Source organism: Pedobacter sp. AC402 (assembly GCF_979252805.1).
The window spans coordinates 626,287-644,070 of sequence record NZ_CEEDAI010000011.1 but is presented as its reverse complement, the minus strand read 5'-3'; the positions used below and the strand labels follow the sequence as shown (position 1 = coordinate 644,070).

Sequence of the window (17,784 nt, the reverse complement as noted above, 5' to 3'; positions counted from 1 at the left end):
TAAATTTCATTTCCACAAAAAATTAACTATTTTAACCCAAGATTTGGTAACGCCTTAAATGAGAGAAGCATTATTTGTTAAACAGAATTCGGAGAAGTGGCAAAATTACGATTCCATGCAACAGGCCAATCCTGATGAAGTTGCCAATCAGTTTATAGAAATAACCAACGACCTTGCTTACTCAAAAACATTTTATCCCAATTCTAAAACCACAGCTTATTTAAACGGTTTGGCTTCCAAACTGCATCAATCAGTTTATAAAAACAAAAAAGAGAAATCGAACCGGTTTATTCATTTCTGGAAAACCGAACTCCCTTTAATTTTTTTACAACACCGCAAACAAATATACTACGCGCTGGCATTCTTTCTGATTTCGTGTGCAATTGGTGCTTTATCAGCCAAGTACGACGATACTTTTGTACGCCTGATTATGGGCGATGGTTATGTAAATATGACCAATGAAAATATTGCAAAAGGCGATCCTTTTGGTGTATACAAGCAAGAAAATGAGTTTATGATGTTTTTCCAAATTGGGGTAAACAATATTTATGTTGCCTTATATACTTTTGTTCTGGGTATCATTTTTTCATTTGGCTCGATAGTTTCACTATTTAGAAATGGCATAATGCTCGGGTCTTTTCAATATTTCTTTTTTAGCAGAGGCTTAGGTTTTCAATCGGTACTGGTAATCTGGATCCATGGAACATTAGAAATATCGGCAATCGTTTTGGCAGGAGCCGCAGGATTGATATTGGGCAATAGTTTTTTATTTCCTAAAACCTATACCCGAATGGCATCTGTACTCAAAGGAGCAAAAGATGGTTTAAAAATCGTGATCGGTTTGATCCCTATTTTTATCGTTGCTGCATTTTTCGAAAGCTTTGTTACACGGCATACCGGAATGCCCCTATGGCTAAGCATTTCGATCCTGTTATCATCCGCAGCTTTTATCATTTGGTATGTATTTATCTACCCTATTAAAATTTACAATAAACAACAATCACTAGATTAAAATGGCAGCAATTGAATTTAAGAAAAGAAGAGATTTCGGACAGGTGATTAATGATACTTTTACCTTTATGCGCCAAAATTTTAAGCCATTAATCAAAGTGTATTTTACGTTTTGTGGCTTATTTGTTCTGGCAAGTATGCTAACCATGTTGTTGCAACAATATAAAATGGTAAACATCATCAATACTTTCGGTAATGGAACGGGTACAAGCGGATTAGCTTTTGGGCGTTTATACGGAATAGAATATTTCTTATCTATCTTATTTTCTTTGGCCACTTATGCAAGTATGAGTGTAGCCATACTCTCTTATATTGCTATTTATGTGCAAAAAGGCAATCAAACGCCTACCATAGATGAGGTTTGGGGATATTTTAAATACTATTTCTTCCGAATTTTTGGCAGCTCTCTTCTATTGATCATCATGTTGTGTGTTGCTTTTATGTTCTGCCTGATACCCGGCTTTTGGCTATTTCCTTTCATTGCCATGATGTTTCCTATTATGGTAATTGAAAACGGCTCTTTAAGTTATTCATTTAGCAGAAGCTTCAAAATTATTAAGGATAACTTCTGGATTACTTTTGGAACACTAATCGTGGTATGGATTATTGTTTATGCCTGCATGAGTATGGTTATTTTGCCTACCAGTTTGTTTAATATGATCGGGATGTTTACACATAAAACACCGCACATGTCGCTAACCCTTACCATGATTACCACGGTGCTACAATCGCTGTGTCAGGTATTTACCATTATACCCATCATCACCATTTCGCTGGCTTATTTTAGTTTGGTAGAACAGAAAGAAAGTACCGGATTGATGGAGCGGATTGCAAATTTTGGCAATACAGAAAAACCAATAGATACCCGACCTGAAGAATATTAAAATGCAACGTGCTGTAATCCGATATTTTCTTGTTTTTCTGTTGTTTTTTATTCCGGTAATCAGCAATGCGCAAGCTATTAAGCCGAAAGCAAAATCTTTGATCGTTGAGGTAGACAGCACCAAAATTACGCCATCAAAATTTGATAAAGATGCCATTAGTGATTATAAGGCGCAAAAAGAATTTCAATACGATGAGATAGGCCAGCAACAATTGTCGCTTTGGGATAAATTTTGGATGTGGTTTTGGCGTTTGATAGGTGATTTGTTTCAAGGTGCATCATCAAACCCATTTTCGCGGTATATTTTTATCGGATTGGGCGTTGCATTAATTTTATACATTGTAATTAAGATCATTGGTGCCGAGAATATTTTTAGGAAGAAATCAAAAGCAACCATACTGCCTTACGATGTGATTACAGAAAATATTCATGAAATTGATTACGACCAGGAATTGCAAAGGTTGGTTGCCGAAAGAAAATTCCGTTTGGCCGTTAGGCTTTTGTATCTCCGTGCGTTAAAACAACTCAGCGATGCCGAAATAATTCAGTGGCAGCCCGATAAAACGAATTACAATTACCTGATGGAGATTAGCAAACCGGAACTTAGAAACGATTTCAGCAGACTTACCCTGCAGTTCGATTACATCTGGTATGGCGATTTCCCTATTGATGAAGTAAAATTCGAACCTATAAATCAATCGTTTAACCAGTTTAACAGGCAGATTAAATGAAAGGCTACAAAATATACCTGATTATTGGTGCTTTCCTCATCATTGCTTACCTGGTTGCGCAATATAATAAGCCTACGCCCACTAACTGGGCCCCAACTTATGCTACAAAAGATAAAATTCCTTACGGAACTTTTATTTTGTACAATAGAATTAAAGATATTTTACCCTCAGCAGATGTTCAGCTATCAAAAATTGCCATTTACAATACCTTAAAAGGAAAAAAACTGAATAAAACAGCCTATTTAATTGTTGCTCAAAAGGCAGAGATCAGCAAAACCGATTTCGGCCAGATGGTTAAATACATGCAGGCCGGAAACGATGTATTTATTGCCAGTTACGATTTAGGTAATTTGGAAAAAGACCTTAAGATACAAACTTCTACCTCGATGACGGCTGAAGGTAATAACCTGAATTTCACTAATCCAAATTTAAAAACCGAAGCCAACTATGGCTTTGAACGAGGCATAGGCAGTCAGTATTTTAGCAAGTTAGATAGCAGCAAAACCACTATACTTGGTGTAAACGGTAAAGGCAGACCTAACTTTATCCGTTACAGTTATGGCAAAGGCAATCTTTACCTGATTGCAGAACCTGGATTTTACACCAATTTTAACCTGTTGAATAAATATGGTGCAGAATATGCCGCAAAAACTTTAAGTTATCTACATGGCAGCAAGCAGGTTATTTTCGACGAATATTTTTCTGTCCAAAAAAATACCACAACCGATATGCTTAGGGTATTTTTTAAACATCCCGAACTTGAGTTTGCCTATTACCTGGCCATTTTTAGCCTGATTCTTTTTGTGCTCTACGATATTAAACGCAGGCAAAGAATTATTCCGATAGCAGATCCTTTTATCAATTCTTCGCTGGCATTTGTTAATGTAGTGGGAAGTGTATATTACCACGAACGGAATAACCTGGATATTGGCTTAAAGAAAATAAATTATTTTATGGAGTATTTAAGAACAAGGTACTACTTAAAAACCAATGAGATCGACAGCAACTTTGCTCAATTGTTAATGGAAAAAACAGGCATTAATGAGTCCCTGGCCAAAACATTGACCAAACATTTTATTCAAACGCCAAAAATGAGCGAATTGAGCGATACACAATTGATTAATTTAAACGAAAGCATAGAACAGTTTTATAAAAATACGCAAAGCAATGGAACAAGAACAGTTTAACCCACGTACCGATTTAAGCGCACTCAATGCGGCGGTGAATCAGATAAGAAACGTACTTGGAAATATTATTGTAGGCCAAAAACAGGTTATCGACTTCCTAATTGTTGGTTTGCTTGCCGATGGACATATTTTAATTGAGGGTGTACCCGGTGTGGCAAAAACGTTAAGTGCCAAATTGCTCGCAAAATCGATCGATGCACAGTTTTCGAGGGTTCAGTTTACACCTGATTTAATGCCATCAGATGTTTTGGGCACACCCATTTTTAATACTAAAACAGGAGATTTCGAATTTAGAAAAGGTCCGATTTTTGGCAATATTATTTTGGTTGATGAGATTAACCGTGCACCTGCAAAAACGCAATCGGCCTTATTCGAGGTGATGGAAGAACGTCAGGTTACTATTGATGGCCAAACCTATATCATGGATGAGCCGTTTATGGTATTGGCCACACAAAACCCAATAGAACAGGAAGGGACTTATCGTTTGCCAGAGGCACAATTGGATAGGTTTTTATTTAAAATAGAAGTAAAATATCCTTCATTAGAGGAGGAAACGGCCATTCTGATGGCTCAGCACACTTTGGTAAATAAAACACTTTTAAGTGAAGTAAAACCAGTATTATCTGTTCAGCAAATACAGGAAGCTAGGGCCATTATCCGTAATTTATTTGTGGAGCCTAAACTTTTAGAGTTTATTGCAAAAATTGTAAACGAAACCCGTAATAATTCATCGCTTTATTTAGGTGCATCGCCAAGGGCATCATTAGCCATTGTACATAGTGCTAAAGCTTTTGCAGCCATCCAAGACAGAGATTTTGTTACCCCTGAAGATATTATTGCTGTTGCAGGCCCGGTGCTTGCCCACAGGATATTGTTATCACCAGAGAAAGAAATGGAGGGATTAACCACAACTGATATTGTTAACCAGATTATTAAAAAAATTGAAGTACCAAGATAGTTTTGAATACCAGAGCTTGAAACCTTAAGTGGTATTTAGCCGCAGCAATTATCCAGTTAAAACAATTAGCCGATTAAACAACATTGAAAAAATTCTTTCAGCAATATTATAGCAATCTGTTCCTAACCAACCGGTTATTTATGGCCTTGGGGTTTTGCATTGTGCTTTTTCTGCTGAAATTCTTTTTTGCCTGGCTAAGCGATATTCCTGAAATTGCAACAGGAACAGTAATTATTTTGTTTTTTACCGATATTTTTATTCTTTACCAGAATATCGAAGGTATAGAAGCAAAAAGATTCACCTCAAAACGTTTAAGCAACGGCGATGAAAACCCGGTACAGATTGAGATTAAAAATCATTATGGATTTGGCATAAAAGCAAGAGTAATTGATGAGGTTCCTTTCCAGTTTCAGTTACGTGATAAAGATTTTAAACTTCATTTAAAACCTGCAGAAATCAAGTCAATTCATTATAATTTGCGTCCAACCAAACGTGGGGAGTATGATTTTGGATTTATCAGAACTTATATTGGTTCACCACTGGGTTTAATTAATCGCCGCTATAATTTTGATGGTTCAAAAATTCTACCTGTATTCCCATCCTTTATCAACCTTGGGCAATACGAATTGATGGCTGTATCACGCTATTTAACTGAATTTGGCATAAAAAAAATCAGGAAAATTGGCCAGAGCAGCGAGTTTGATCAGATTAAAAATTACGTAGGAGGTGATGATATACGCACCATAAACTGGAAAGCTACTGCCAGAAAAGGCGGTTTAATGGTAAATACTTATACAGACGAGAAATCGCAGAATATTTATTGCGTTATTGATAAATCGCGTGTAATGCGCATGCCTTTTGAAGGGTTAAGTTTGCTTGATTATGCCATAAATGCTACTGTAGCACTTTCGAAAGTGGCAATGCTTAAAGAAGATAAGGCCGGCTTAATTACAATAGCTGAAAATATCGGATCGGTTGTTCCTGCAGACCGTAAGGCATCACAGCTGGGCACTATTATGAATGTGCTTTTTAAAGAAAAAACACGGTACCTGGAGAGTAACCTAGAAGCCTTATATTCAGCCGTGCGCTCGGTAGTAAAACAACGCGGACTACTGGTTTTCTTTACCAATTTTGAAAGCTTATCGGCACTGCAAAGGCAATTGCCCTACCTGAAAAGGATTGCCAGATACCATTTGTTGGTGGTTGTATTTTTCGAAAATACTGAACTTAAAGAATTAAGCACTGAACCTGCAAAAGATGTTGAAGGTATTTATCACAAAACAATTGCAGAGAAATTTATTTATGAGAAAAAGTTAATGGTTAAAGAGCTTAACAAAAATGGCATTCTAGCTATTCTTACGCCTCCACAAAAATTAACGGTTAATGTAATTAATCAGTATTTGGCATTAAAGGCACAACAGCGGATTTAGTTTGGCGCTTGGAGTGATGAGTTTGGAGGAGATGCTCCACTGAAACATGCTTAAACCTTGCATTTTATTTTGTCTGTAGGCACAAAAACCGACAATATGGGGGCGATGTGCTCTACTGAACCATACCAGGCAACTCAAAACCCCAAACCCCAAACTCCCAAACTCAAAAAACCCTCTATTCCTCTTCCCTAAAATACACCTTATAAAAGTTCATCGATTTATCATCATCGTAACCTTTTTCTATCATATCTTTATTGCCATGTATGTAAATGTGGAAGTTTTTATCCAGCTTTAACACGCTTTTATAGGCACGCGCCTGTTTTTTAACGGCAGATTCTGCAATTTCAAAATTATCAGCAATCGGACTTTCAAATTCCTGCTCGTAATTTTTCTTGTAGTTTTTAAACGATTCGATCCCCTCCGCATTACCAATTACCTCATTACCGAACTCTTCAATATCGAAGGTTTCTTTTTCCTTAAAATACTTCATCGAGCGGTTCAGCAGGTCAATTTTATCTGCTTTACTGATTTCGTAATCATCATCCAGCTTCTGTGTGACGAAGTTTTTATAAACGCCTAAAACATTATTGGTTTGGTTATAGCTATCGTTTCTGATCTTCAGCTTTAAAAATTCATCTTTCCAGTAAACAGCAGAATCGTTGCTGCTTTTCGATTGATCCAGTACCACAACTTTATAACCTTCTTCTCTATCTACATTAAAAATCAAACAGCCTTTATCCAGCTTGTTAATGCTAATCGCTTCCTGTTCGTAGCTAACGTTAAAGCCATCCTGCTCCGGAAAAACTTTTAAATAAGTATCCTTCGTCTCAGATTTAAAAACGCCTACAACATCCAGTTGCTCTCCTTCTATCTGCACTTTTTCGAAATAAGCAACATACAACTCTCCTGATTTAATTTTCGGATGGTTGGCAACATCATAAAGATGTTTAGCCAATTGCTGTGAATCTTCATGAAAAAGTTCGTTGTTCTCAAAAATTTCGTGAACAAAATGGAACACTTCATTAAGTTCTAAATTATCGTTAGGATGGTAAAAACGGTAAACTTCATTTACCTTTTCGAAAGGCTTTAAGAAATACTGCATCAATAGGTTACCTAACACTTCATCATCAATTTTTAGAGGAGCATCAGATAATTTATAATATTCTTCAAGCAGTTTGTTGCCTGTATGGTGGATGGAAAGTTGCTTGAGTGAAGCCTCGAAAAATGAAATCATGGGGACAAAAATAACAAAATCATTGATTAACCCTTCCGTCATTCAATCTATTGCATTCTCCGGCTAATTGGATTGGTTTTTACAAAAAAATTCAAATTATGATTTAAACGACCTATTAATTGCCGTTTTTTAATTTATTAAGGAAATCAACAAACTTTTTATCTGCATAATTAGCCACACCTTCATGTTTAAAAGATAATCTTCCTTGTTTATCAAAAATAACGGTTGTGGGCAAAGATCCGGCGAATAGCTTTTCAGGAATATTACTTTCTACTTTAAAAACAGGCATGGCATATTTTCGCTCGGTCATAAACCCGGTTGATTTTACAAGGTCGCCATCTGCGTCGGCAAAAATAAAAACAACATCCCTATCATCTTTAAACTGATTATACAATTTGCTGATTGATGGCATTTCGGCCCTGCATGGTGGGCACCAGGTTGCCCAGAAATTAATAAAAATTACTTTTCCTTTTAAATCACCGAGATCTACAATTTTTCCTTTTGCATCTTTAAACTGAATGCCGTTAAGATTTGTAAAGTTTTCTTTCGGTACATCAACAGCAGGCTTATAAAATCCTACTTCTATTAATCCTTTAATGAAAAAAGCTTTTGCATCAGGCACAAAAACAATTACCAAAAGGGTAATGATAAACAAAGCATTTAAAATGTTCTTTCTAACAAACCTCATTATTAGTCAATTTTATTTGATGCAAACCATAAAGCGAACATATTACAATTGGTTAAATTCCTTTTAAACTTTTAGTAAAACCGTCAGTCATAACATCATAAATACAATGTTACTTTGTAAATATATATAATTGCTTAGGATTTACTACTTTTGGACTGTTGAAAAAGCACAAGCAAAACATTAAGAAATACCTGTCGGCATTGATGCTGATCGTATTTGCTATTGCCTTAACTCCCTGGAGTGTGCTTCATCATCATCCGGCAGCACCAATTGTTCCGAAAGAAGCGCATTGTAAACATGTTAGTCATGTGCAGTCGCACGGCGATACCTGTTTAATCTGTAATGCCAGCTTTGAGAAAAATTATGTGCAAACCCATCACATTTACAGGATTTTCTTATCGGCAAAAATTTTCAGCCGTACTGAGCCTACATTAAAAAATGCCTTTACCGAAATTAAGCGTACTTGCTTACGCGGCCCCCCTTTAGCTTAATTTTTCTTGTAGCGCATTCGCGCTGAACCAATTATTTATAAGAAAAACTAAAACATGCTTTATTCAAGCTATTGTCTTGGCTTTCCATCATTTTTATTTACACACAAAACATGAAAAAATTACAGCTTATTGGCTTGGTAATTCTATATACATTATTGAGCAGCACCGTTTTTGCTGCAGTACTGAAAGATATAAAAGGTAAGGTTATAGATGCCAGTACCAAACAAACACTGCCTGGTGCAACCATTTTTATACCCGATTTAAAAGTTACAGCCGTTACCAATAATGAGGGCGAGTTTGTCATTAATAACCTTCCAACCAAAGGAAGTTATTTAGTAGAAGTGCATTATGTTGGTTATAAAACCGCAACCAAAGTAGTAAATTTGGCCGATGCGGGTGGATTGGAGTTTGCGCTGCAACCTACCGCAATTGAAACGAAGGAAATTGTAATTACCGGAAGTTTAATCAGCAGTACAAGTAAACGAAATAGCGCTTCTTCGGCAGTTATCGGTAAAGATCAGTTGCTTCAGCCTTCTACCAACTTAATCGATGCCCTGACCAAAATTCCCGGTGTATCACAAATTACCACCGGCCCATCCATTTCCAAACCCGTAATCAGGGGCTTAGGTTACAACAGAATTGTAACTTTGGATGACGGAATTAAACAACAGGGACAGCAGTGGGGTGATGAACATGGTATTGAAATCGATCAGTTTAAATCAGACCGTGTGGAGGTTTTACGTGGCGCAGCTTCATTAATGTATGGTTCTGACGCACTTGGAGGGGTAATTAATTTACTGGAGCCAAGTTCTGCGCCTGAAGGACAGATAAGAGGTGAATTTATAACCAATTACTCAACCAACAATGGCTTAAGCGCCAACTCTTTAATGTTGAATGGCAACGAAAACGGCTTTGTTTGGAGAGCTCGCGGAACCTATAAAAATGCTTATTCTTTTAAAACACCAACAGGGTATTTTCCTAACTCTGGTTTTAATGAAACCGACTTAAGTGGTATGGTAGGCTTAAATAAAAGTTGGGGATACACACATTTAAACGTTTCAAGTTTCCGCAACAACATTGGTTTTTATGAGCCAACGCTTGATGACAATGGAAATTTTGTTAAAGAAGATGGCAGCCCATTTACCAATGACGACAATAAAAGCCGCACTTTAGCATATCCGCGTCAGGATATCCGCCACTACAAAATTGCTTTAAACAACAATTTCATAATTGGAAATGGCAACTTGAAAGCCGATTTTGGGTATCAGCAAAACCAACGCCGTGAGTTGGATGGTCCAGATCCAGCTTTATTTTTTGACCTAAAAACCTACAATGCAGATTTAAAATACTATATCCACGAAACCAATGGATGGCAACCTGTATTTGGCCTAAGTATAGATGATGCCCATAGCCAAAACAAAGGAACAGAATTTTTAATTCCGGCGTATGATACGTTTGGATTGGGTGTTTTCGCCTTTGCAAAGAAAAACTGGGAAAACAATACTTTCAGCATCGGTGCACGTTACGATTTTAGAAAAAACAACGGAAAACAACTACTCGATGATGGAGAAGAACTTTTTGCACCATTTAAAAATAGATTTTCCAATGTGAGTGGCGCTCTGGGTTTTACGCACCAGTTTAACGATGAACTTAACTTTAAGGCCAATGCTGGAAGTGCGTTTCGTGCCCCAAATCCTGCTGAGTTAGGATCTAACGGTGTGCATGAAGGTACTTTTAGATACGAAATTGGTAATTCGGCCTTAAGTCCTGAACGCAGTTACCAAATAGATGCAGCCTTAGAATATGAAGGGAAAATTGTTAGTGCAAGTGCCAGCATTTATAATAATTACATCCACAACTACATTTATGCATCAAATAATGGCGAACAGCGCGAGGTTGACGGTACACTTTTCGATGTTTACCGCTACGGACAGGTAAATGCAAATCTTTACGGTGCTGAAGCAAGTTTAACCATTCACCCGGTTCCATTTATCCATTTCGAAAATACATTTGGATATGTACACGCTCAAAACAATACTTTAAACAGGCCCCTTTCATTTATTCCTGCCGGAACATTGAGAAATGAGTTACGTTTTGAACCTAAACTTAAAGGAACAAATGATGCTTACCTATCGGTTGGTATTAACTCTGCATTTAAGCAAACCCGTGTTGATGATGTTTTTGAAACCCCCACAAGTGGTTATACATTGTTAAATGCTGGCATTGGTGCTACATTTAATTTAGGCAAGCAACCTGTAAAATTATCGGTATCAGCCAACAACTTGTTAAATCAGAAATATTATGATGCTTTAAGCAGGTTTAAACCAGGTCGTTTTGACCAGGAAAACCCAAATTTAGGAGTTTATAACACTGGAAGAAATATCACATTCGGACTTTATGTTCCTTTTACCCTGGTAAAATAATTTAAACCAGCAAAATCTTCAATAACAAAAGCGCGACTGATCGATAAGATTAGTCGCGCTTTTTTTTGTTTCCCTTAAAGCATGTAAAATCACAAAACAAACATATCTAAGCAATTGACTGTTAGTAGAGTAGATAAAACCAATCGTTAACCAATAAAACCTACTATGAAAACATCTTTTAAAACCTTTGCATTAGGCCTACTGATACTATTTTGTTTAATATCCTGTTCTAAAAATAGTGACGAAATGGATCCTGAAAACCCAACTTTCACAGGGCCAAATCCAAGTCCGGCAAATTTAAGTGTGAGGGTAATTTATATCGTTCCATCAGATCGATCACTAAATAAAGCATATACAGATGCTGCCGGAAACTGCATTACTCAATTAACAACATGGTATAAAAATACATTGGGCAGCAACAAAACTTTTCATATAAATGGCAATATACTGGTAGAAACGATGCAGAGTTCGCATCCTGCCGCATGGTTTAATGCACAAAATGGTAATACAGGTGATGCACAATTTTATTTCTATTCTAATGCAAAAAATGATGCTAAAGCTTTACTTGGAAGCAGTTATGATGAAACAAAATACATTTATTTAATCTATGTAGATGCAGCAGGAACAACTGGTGCAGGCGCAGCAGGTTTTACGGCCATGCCAGAAAATGACCTTAAAGGATTAACCGGACAAATGACCGAAGCTGTTCCGAGATGGATTGGTGGTGCCGGCCACGAATTGGGGCATGCTTTCGGGATGCCGCATCCAGCAAATGAAAATCCTCAGGCCTTAATGTGGACGGGTTATACGATTTATCCAAACTGTATTTTACAGGATAACGATAAAGCGATTTTAAATGCCAGTAAATTTTTCTATTAAGGAACCACAGCAATAAGTAGCTTATCTCGAAAAATGTTCACATTGTGAAGTAGAAAGCAATCTTAAAACTCTTGCTATAAGCTCAAGTTTTAAGATTGCTTCTTCAAAAAGGATTGGGGTTAGTAGACATTGAAATCAATTCAGGGTTATTTCTTAGCCGTTTCCCGCCTAGCCCTCACGTATTGATTTGGCCATTCCGTATCATCGCCAAGTACTTGTGCGGCATGAGTAGGGAAATAGGCATCACGCAACGATTCGCGGGCTATAAAAATGAGATCTGCCTTGCCTTGTTCCAAAATTTCTTCAGCCTGGTTGGCTTCTACAATAATGCCAACGGCACCCGTGTAAATGCCAATTTCATTCCTGATTTTATCGGCAAAAGGAACCTGATAATTAGGCCCCGCCGGAATGAAAGCATCAGGTACGTTTCCGCCGGAAGAGGTATCAATTAAATCCACCCCACGATCTTTCAATACTGCAACCAACTGCAATGAATCATTTTCATTCCAGCCGCCTTCTGTCCAATCTGTTGCCGAAATACGCACAAATAACGGCAAATTTTCTGGCCAAACCGATTGTACTGCTTCAACCACATCAATTACCAAACGGATGCGGTTTTCGAAACTACCACCATATATATCAGTACGTTTATTGCTGAGTGGACTAAAAAATTCGTGCAGTAAATAACCATGTGCAGCATGTATTTCTACTACTTTATAACCAGCATCTAAAGCACGTTTTGCCGCAGCCCTGAAAGCAAATACAATATCCTGAATTTCTGAAATCGTTAATTCATGCGGCTCTACCTGGCCTTGTTTGAAAGGGATAGGTGATGGACCAACAGGTTTCCAGCTATTTTCGCCTGAGGCAATCTGCTCTCCGCCATTCCATGGCACTTCGCAACTTGCTTTTCTACCTGCATGTGCCAGTTGAATGCCTGCAATTGCTCCATTGTTGTGAATAAAAGAAACAATCTGTTTCAATTTATCTACATGCTCATCTTTCCAGATGCCTAAATCAGCATAAGTAATTCTTCCATCTTCGGTAACTGCAGAAGCTTCCTGGATAATTAATCCGGCACCACCAACAGCCCGGCTGCCTAAATGCACCAAATGCCAATCGTTTGCAAAGCCATCTATTGAAGAATACTGGCACATTGGAGAAATAACTAATCTGTTTTTTAAGGTTACATCCTTTATAGTAAAAGGAGAAAATAATTTCGACATATCTTTTTAATATTTAAACCACGTAGGGCAGAGAGAAATACACAGAGGATTAAAAACCAGCATGCGCCAGTTCAGTATCAATAAACTGAATTTCTTCAGCATTTAATTTTACGTTTATGGCCTCAGCATTCTGAATGGCTTGTTTTTCATTTCTCGCACCCACTAAAGCAATGGTAATGCCTGGTTGTTCAACCGTCCAACGTAAAACCAGCTGAGATAGGGTTGCATTTTTTTCATCGGCCAATGGCTTAATTTTAGCCAAAAAAGCATTTGTTTTTTCAATGCTTTCTGGTGAGAAGAATTTATTGCCCTGGCGGTGATCGCCTTCTTCAAATTTATAATCTGCCGTCATTTTTCCGGTTAACAAACCCCGTTCCATCGGACTGTAAGCTAAAACTGATTTATTATTTTCGATGCAATAAGGAACAATCTCATCCTCTACACCACGGTTTACCATACTAAATGGAATCTGGTTTGATACAAGTGTTAACGTTTGATCTGCTTCTTTTAATTGTGCTACATCGTAATTGCACACTCCTGCATAACGTACTTTACCCTGCTCAATTAATCTACTTACTGCTTCAAAAGTTTCATTAATAGGTGTTGTAACATCTGGCCAGTGAATTTGATACAGATCGATGTAATCAGTACCTAAACGCTTTAAGGATTGTTCGCATTCATAAATTACACTCTCTTTACCGGCATATTTATAGATATCGATTTCTTTTCCGTCATTGTTTTTACTTTTAAAGCCGAAATCGCCTTTGGCCAAATCCCACCGCATCCCAAATTTAGTTACCAGTTGCAATTTATCGCGTGAGATGCCTTTTATTGCCTCCCCTACAATCTCTTCACTTTCTCCTTGGCCGTAAATTGGTGCAGTATCAATTGAGGTAACGCCTAAATCGTATCCGGCTTTAATTGCGTTTATGGCATCATTTCTATCCGTACTCCCCCACATCCAACCACCAGCAGCCCATGCACCAAAAGTAATTACCGAGAGTTCTAAATCTGAATTTCCTATTTTTCTGTATTCCATCATTATTTTTTTATGATTTTATCAACCGCATAACTGTTATGCGGTAAGTAAGCCAACAACACCGATAAAAATGCAGCATGCAAAAGTTGAGATGGCAATGCTTCCCAGTTTTCAATCAGGGTGGTGCCAAAAATAAGTGCCAAAGTAACTGCCCCAGCTAAAAGCAATCCCTGCCTTGTAAATAAGCCAACAATAATAAGTATCCCGGCCATAAATTCTGCAACAGGCAAAACATAGCTAAAGGGAATTACCAGGGCTTCAGGCAGAATTGATTTAGAAAATTGCCCAACCATCCAGCTGCTGAAACCGGCAAGTTTAGGCAAACGCACCAAGCCATGCCCAAAAAAACTTATGCCTATTGCCAAACGGCCAAGCAAGTATGCCCATTTTGTATCCATTGTTTATCGATCTCTTACAAACATACAATCTACCAGTTAAGGATGTTTTATTGCACCATTATTTAATGGATATTTTACCTTCCAATGGCGGAGGAGATGGCGAAGAGCGCCAAGCGTGTAGCGTTTAGGGTTAACGTATAAATGAAAAACGCCAGCCGCTCTCCACCCAACGTGAAACTTTTTTCGGCAAAAATTTGGAGATAACCGAACAATATCATACATTAGTGTATTATTTAACTAATACAGTAGATATGATCAACATTAACAATCTTAATTTTGGCTACAGCAAGCATAAGCCATTATTTAAAAATATGAGCATGCGGTTAAGCAACGGCCATATTTATGGCTTGCTTGGTAAAAATGGTGCAGGTAAATCTACCTTGCTAAAAAACCTGGCTGGTTTGGTTTATGCGCAAAGTGGCAGTTTAGAGGTAATGGGTTTTAATCCTGCTAAACGGCAACCGGCACTTTTGGAGCAAAATCTGTTTTATTCCTGAAGAATTTTATCTTCCATCCGTGAAAATTGATGCTTACCTAAAAGCTAATGCTCCCTTTTACAAAAACTTCGATCATGCTTATTTCGCTAACCTGATAAAAGAATTCGACATTCTGGTTGAACAGAAACTTATTAATATGAGTTATGGACAAAAGAAAAAGGTAATAATTGCTTTCGGACTGGCTACACAAGCAAAACTGGTTATTATGGATGAACCCACCAACGGTTTGGATATTCCATCTAAAGCGCAGTTTAGGAAAATTATGGCTTCGGCCATGACAGATGAACGTTGCATTATCATTTCAACACACCAGGTTAGAGATCTTGACAACCTTATTGATACAGTTATCATGCTTGATGATAATGACATTGCCCTCAAAGCTACAGTAGAAGAAATTACGGCAAAGCTAACTTTCAAAAAAGTGAAGGAAATTGATGATAGTATTATATACGCCGAACCTTCGCTCTCCGGTTATAATGCCGTAATGCCAAACTACCACCAGGAGGAAAGCAAGCTGGATATGGAACTTTTATTTAATGCCATACTTGCAGAAAAAATCAAATTTAAACCTTTATTCAGTTAAGCGATGAACAACACATTTAATATCAATCGATTTGGCTTATTGCTTAGAAGACAATGGCTTGATTTTGGCAAAATTTATTTGATCAGTTTTGGTGTATTAATCGGGATTTTAGCCTTCATTTATGCCATAAGTTTAACTGATGAAAGACTAAAATATATTTCTTTTAACACATTGAACTTCAGGTATCCACTGTTTTTGATTACAGGCTTGCTTTTCGTAAGCATCATAGCAAACAGTTATTTTATGCAATTAGGTCAAAAATCAAAAGCAATAATTAACATTTTGACACCTGCATCCACCATTGAAAAATTTTTATGTGGTATCTTTTACACTGTAATAGTTGCATTACCAAGCTACCTGTTGTGCTTCTACTTAACCGATCTTATTTTTGTTTCTTCTATTAGGGCAACTCATACACTAGTAACAAGTTATAATGATTACAATGGAAAAAAAGTTGTTATAGATAACCTTGCATATTTCTTTTCTACACCTACTGTTAAGCAGTTTCTTCAATTTTATTATGTGCCCTTTTTAATCAACGCAGTTTTTTTACTTGGATCTATTTTTTTCCAAAGCTTCCATTACATTAAAACGACAATATCGGTAATGGCATTTGGGGTAATTTGGGTTACGCTGACAATTTTTATCATAAAAAAATTAACAGATAACACCGTTTGGGTGGGAAGCCATTATTGGCAGGATGAACAAAATATTTATTTCTTAATAAGTTTAATGAGCATATTAATAACACTGGTATTCTGGTTTATCTCATTTATACGATTAAAAGAAAAGGAGGCCTAAATGGAGTTTAATAATAACAAGGCCATTTACTTACAGATAGCGGAGTACGCTTGCGAACAAATATTGTTGGGTAAATGGAAAGCTGACGAAAAAATTCCATCGGTAAGGGAAATGGCAATAGAAATGGAAGTTAATCCGAATACAGTAATGCGTACCTACGAATTGCTTCAAAGTAAAAATATTCTCAATAACAAAAGGGGAATTGGTTTTTTCCTGGCTGATAATACAATCGATCAGGTAAAACAATATCGTAAAACAACTTTTATAGACGATGAATTGCCCAATCTGTTCAGGAATATTTATCTGCTGGAAATTGATTTCGACGAGCTGAAATCCCGCTACCAAACTTTTGTATCACAAAACTTTAACGCCTAAAAAATGAAAACAAGCAATAAACTTTTAATAGGGTTAGCACTTACCCTACTTATTGTTCCTTTAACAGTAATGATTTTGATTGCCAAAGCGAACCGCATCGACGACAAAACGTATAATAAAATGCTAATGGGAGCCGAAAATATTAATAGTGATTTAGATCGGTTCATTAAAAAATATCCGGTCAAGGCATTTCATAACGTAGTGATTAACGGTTCGGAATCATCATTTCTAAACATAAAAATTATTGCCAGTGATAAGTTCTTGTTTAAGGCAACCAAAGGTATTGCACCAGATATTGATTATAAAATAGATAATGATGGGAAATTGCATATCTCTTTAAAAGAAAGAAGCAAATATCAATATGGAACATTGTTGATTTTCTCGCCAAACCTGAATAGTATCACTTTTAATAATGTATCGATTGATGAGTTATCAGCGAATCAGGAAAGTTTAAATGTGGAAATTGTAAAAGGCATAAACTTCAGATTTGGAGGCAGGTTTGAAAATTAAAGACCTGAACCTTTTAAAGCAAACCCTTGATAAACAACAAAATGTAATAATACCAAACATAATGATTGAAGATGCGGAGATCAATAATTTGAAAGTGAATATTAATACCGGACACCTAACTGTAAATAATACTACAATAGGGAATTTAAATCTAAACTTAAAAAATGCAAATGCAGAATTTCAAAATGAGGAAAACAAAAATGTAGCCCCAATAGATTCGCTTATATTAAATAGTATGGGTAAAAATGAAGTTAATTTCCAGCACATCAAGATTAAAAACGCTAAGGGTATGCTCTCTGACGAAACAACGATCCAAATACCTATGGTTAATTTAAAGCAAATAATTAAATAGTGATTTTGCCTGAATGGATAAATAACATTTAAAAATTAACCTAATTATTGTAAAAAAGGGCATGATTTTTAAGCTAACTAATTGGCAA

General features: G+C 36.7%; 20 protein-coding genes. 15 read left to right on the top strand and 5 right to left on the bottom strand.

Annotated features, from left to right (window positions below; genetic code table 11):
- The first annotated feature begins 58 nt into the window (after positions 1-58).
- The 6 genes from AC0IWE_RS21790 to AC0IWE_RS21765 all read left to right on the top strand — a co-directional run bounded on the left by AC0IWE_RS21790 (position 59) and on the right by AC0IWE_RS21765 (position 6,200).
- Positions 59-1,012, top strand: a complete 954-nt coding sequence (locus tag AC0IWE_RS21790) for a stage II sporulation protein M (protein WP_471794709.1) — start codon at positions 59-61, stop codon at positions 1,010-1,012.
- 1 nt (position 1,013) lies between these two features.
- Positions 1,014-1,895, top strand: a complete 882-nt coding sequence (locus tag AC0IWE_RS21785) for a hypothetical protein (RefSeq protein ID WP_471794708.1) — start codon at positions 1,014-1,016, stop codon at positions 1,893-1,895.
- A gap of 1 nt (position 1,896) precedes the next feature.
- A complete protein-coding gene (locus tag AC0IWE_RS21780; protein WP_471794707.1) occupies positions 1,897-2,625 on the top strand; it encodes a DUF4129 domain-containing protein in 729 nt (242 codons plus the stop codon).
- Positions 2,622-3,812, top strand: coding sequence for a DUF4350 domain-containing protein (locus tag AC0IWE_RS21775; protein WP_471794706.1), 1,191 nt, complete (start codon positions 2,622-2,624; stop codon positions 3,810-3,812). The genes AC0IWE_RS21780 and AC0IWE_RS21775 overlap by 4 nt, the downstream gene beginning before the upstream one ends.
- Positions 3,793-4,770: an AAA family ATPase gene (locus AC0IWE_RS21770; RefSeq protein ID WP_055909306.1), complete on the top strand. Its 978-nt coding sequence runs from the start codon at positions 3,793-3,795 to the stop codon at positions 4,768-4,770. The genes AC0IWE_RS21775 and AC0IWE_RS21770 overlap by 20 nt, the downstream gene beginning before the upstream one ends.
- Before the next feature lie 83 nt (positions 4,771-4,853).
- Positions 4,854-6,200, top strand: a complete 1,347-nt coding sequence (locus tag AC0IWE_RS21765) for a DUF58 domain-containing protein (RefSeq protein ID WP_471794705.1) — start codon at positions 4,854-4,856, stop codon at positions 6,198-6,200.
- A 175-nt stretch (positions 6,201-6,375) separates the two neighbouring features.
- Here the strand turns inward: AC0IWE_RS21765 and AC0IWE_RS21760 are convergent, their stop codons facing one another.
- A complete protein-coding gene (locus AC0IWE_RS21760) occupies positions 6,376-7,434 on the bottom strand; it encodes a nucleoid-associated protein (protein ID WP_055909543.1) in 1,059 nt (352 codons plus the stop codon).
- 115 nt (positions 7,435-7,549) lie between these two features.
- Complete coding sequence (locus tag AC0IWE_RS21755) at positions 7,550-8,122, bottom strand: TlpA family protein disulfide reductase (RefSeq protein ID WP_471794704.1); 573 nt, start codon at positions 8,120-8,122, stop codon at positions 7,550-7,552.
- Positions 8,123-8,280: 158 nt separating this feature from the next.
- On the opposite strand from AC0IWE_RS21755, the gene AC0IWE_RS21750 reads away from it, so the two are divergent.
- From AC0IWE_RS21750 to AC0IWE_RS21740, 3 genes are all read left to right on the top strand, one after another.
- A complete protein-coding gene (locus AC0IWE_RS21750; protein WP_471794703.1) occupies positions 8,281-8,613 on the top strand; it encodes a hypothetical protein in 333 nt (110 codons plus the stop codon).
- A gap of 110 nt (positions 8,614-8,723) precedes the next feature.
- A complete protein-coding gene (locus AC0IWE_RS21745) occupies positions 8,724-11,036 on the top strand; it encodes a TonB-dependent receptor (protein ID WP_471794702.1) in 2,313 nt (770 codons plus the stop codon).
- A 165-nt stretch (positions 11,037-11,201) separates the two neighbouring features.
- A complete protein-coding gene (locus AC0IWE_RS21740) occupies positions 11,202-11,915 on the top strand; it encodes a hypothetical protein (RefSeq protein WP_471794701.1) in 714 nt (237 codons plus the stop codon).
- A 146-nt stretch (positions 11,916-12,061) separates the two neighbouring features.
- Here AC0IWE_RS21740 and AC0IWE_RS21735 read toward each other — a convergent pair whose 3' ends face one another.
- Genes AC0IWE_RS21735 through AC0IWE_RS21725 form a run of 3 tightly spaced genes read right to left on the bottom strand, consistent with a single transcriptional unit; the run spans position 12,062 to position 14,578 of the window.
- Positions 12,062-13,141, bottom strand: coding sequence for an NADH:flavin oxidoreductase/NADH oxidase (locus AC0IWE_RS21735; protein ID WP_055909323.1), 1,080 nt, complete (start codon positions 13,139-13,141; stop codon positions 12,062-12,064).
- Positions 13,142-13,190: 49 nt separating this feature from the next.
- Positions 13,191-14,183 (bottom strand): aldo/keto reductase, encoded by a 993-nt coding sequence (locus tag AC0IWE_RS21730; protein ID WP_471794700.1) that lies wholly within the window; start codon positions 14,181-14,183, stop codon positions 13,191-13,193.
- Positions 14,183-14,578, bottom strand: coding sequence for a DoxX family protein (locus tag AC0IWE_RS21725; protein WP_471794699.1), 396 nt, complete (start codon positions 14,576-14,578; stop codon positions 14,183-14,185). The genes AC0IWE_RS21730 and AC0IWE_RS21725 overlap by 1 nt, the downstream gene beginning before the upstream one ends.
- Positions 14,579-14,829: 251 nt before the next feature.
- On the opposite strand from AC0IWE_RS21725, the gene AC0IWE_RS21720 reads away from it, so the two are divergent.
- The 6 genes from AC0IWE_RS21720 to AC0IWE_RS21695 all read left to right on the top strand — a co-directional run bounded on the left by AC0IWE_RS21720 (position 14,830) and on the right by AC0IWE_RS21695 (position 17,696).
- A complete protein-coding gene (locus AC0IWE_RS21720; RefSeq protein WP_471794698.1) occupies positions 14,830-15,075 on the top strand; it encodes an ATP-binding cassette domain-containing protein in 246 nt (81 codons plus the stop codon).
- 19 nt (positions 15,076-15,094) lie between these two features.
- The gene (locus AC0IWE_RS21715) at positions 15,095-15,658 is read left to right on the top strand and encodes an ATP-binding cassette domain-containing protein (protein ID WP_471794697.1); all 564 of its coding nucleotides are present in this window, start codon (positions 15,095-15,097) and stop codon (positions 15,656-15,658) included.
- A 243-nt stretch (positions 15,659-15,901) separates the two neighbouring features.
- Positions 15,902-16,459 (top strand): hypothetical protein, encoded by a 558-nt coding sequence (locus AC0IWE_RS21710; RefSeq protein WP_471794696.1) that lies wholly within the window; start codon positions 15,902-15,904, stop codon positions 16,457-16,459.
- Positions 16,460-16,834 (top strand): GntR family transcriptional regulator, encoded by a 375-nt coding sequence (locus AC0IWE_RS21705; protein ID WP_471794695.1) that lies wholly within the window; start codon positions 16,460-16,462, stop codon positions 16,832-16,834.
- A gap of 3 nt (positions 16,835-16,837) precedes the next feature.
- Complete coding sequence (locus AC0IWE_RS21700; protein ID WP_471794694.1) at positions 16,838-17,344, top strand: hypothetical protein; 507 nt, start codon at positions 16,838-16,840, stop codon at positions 17,342-17,344.
- The gene (locus AC0IWE_RS21695) at positions 17,334-17,696 is read left to right on the top strand and encodes a hypothetical protein (protein WP_471794693.1); all 363 of its coding nucleotides are present in this window, start codon (positions 17,334-17,336) and stop codon (positions 17,694-17,696) included. The genes AC0IWE_RS21700 and AC0IWE_RS21695 overlap by 11 nt, the downstream gene beginning before the upstream one ends.
- Positions 17,697-17,784 lie beyond the last annotated feature (88 nt).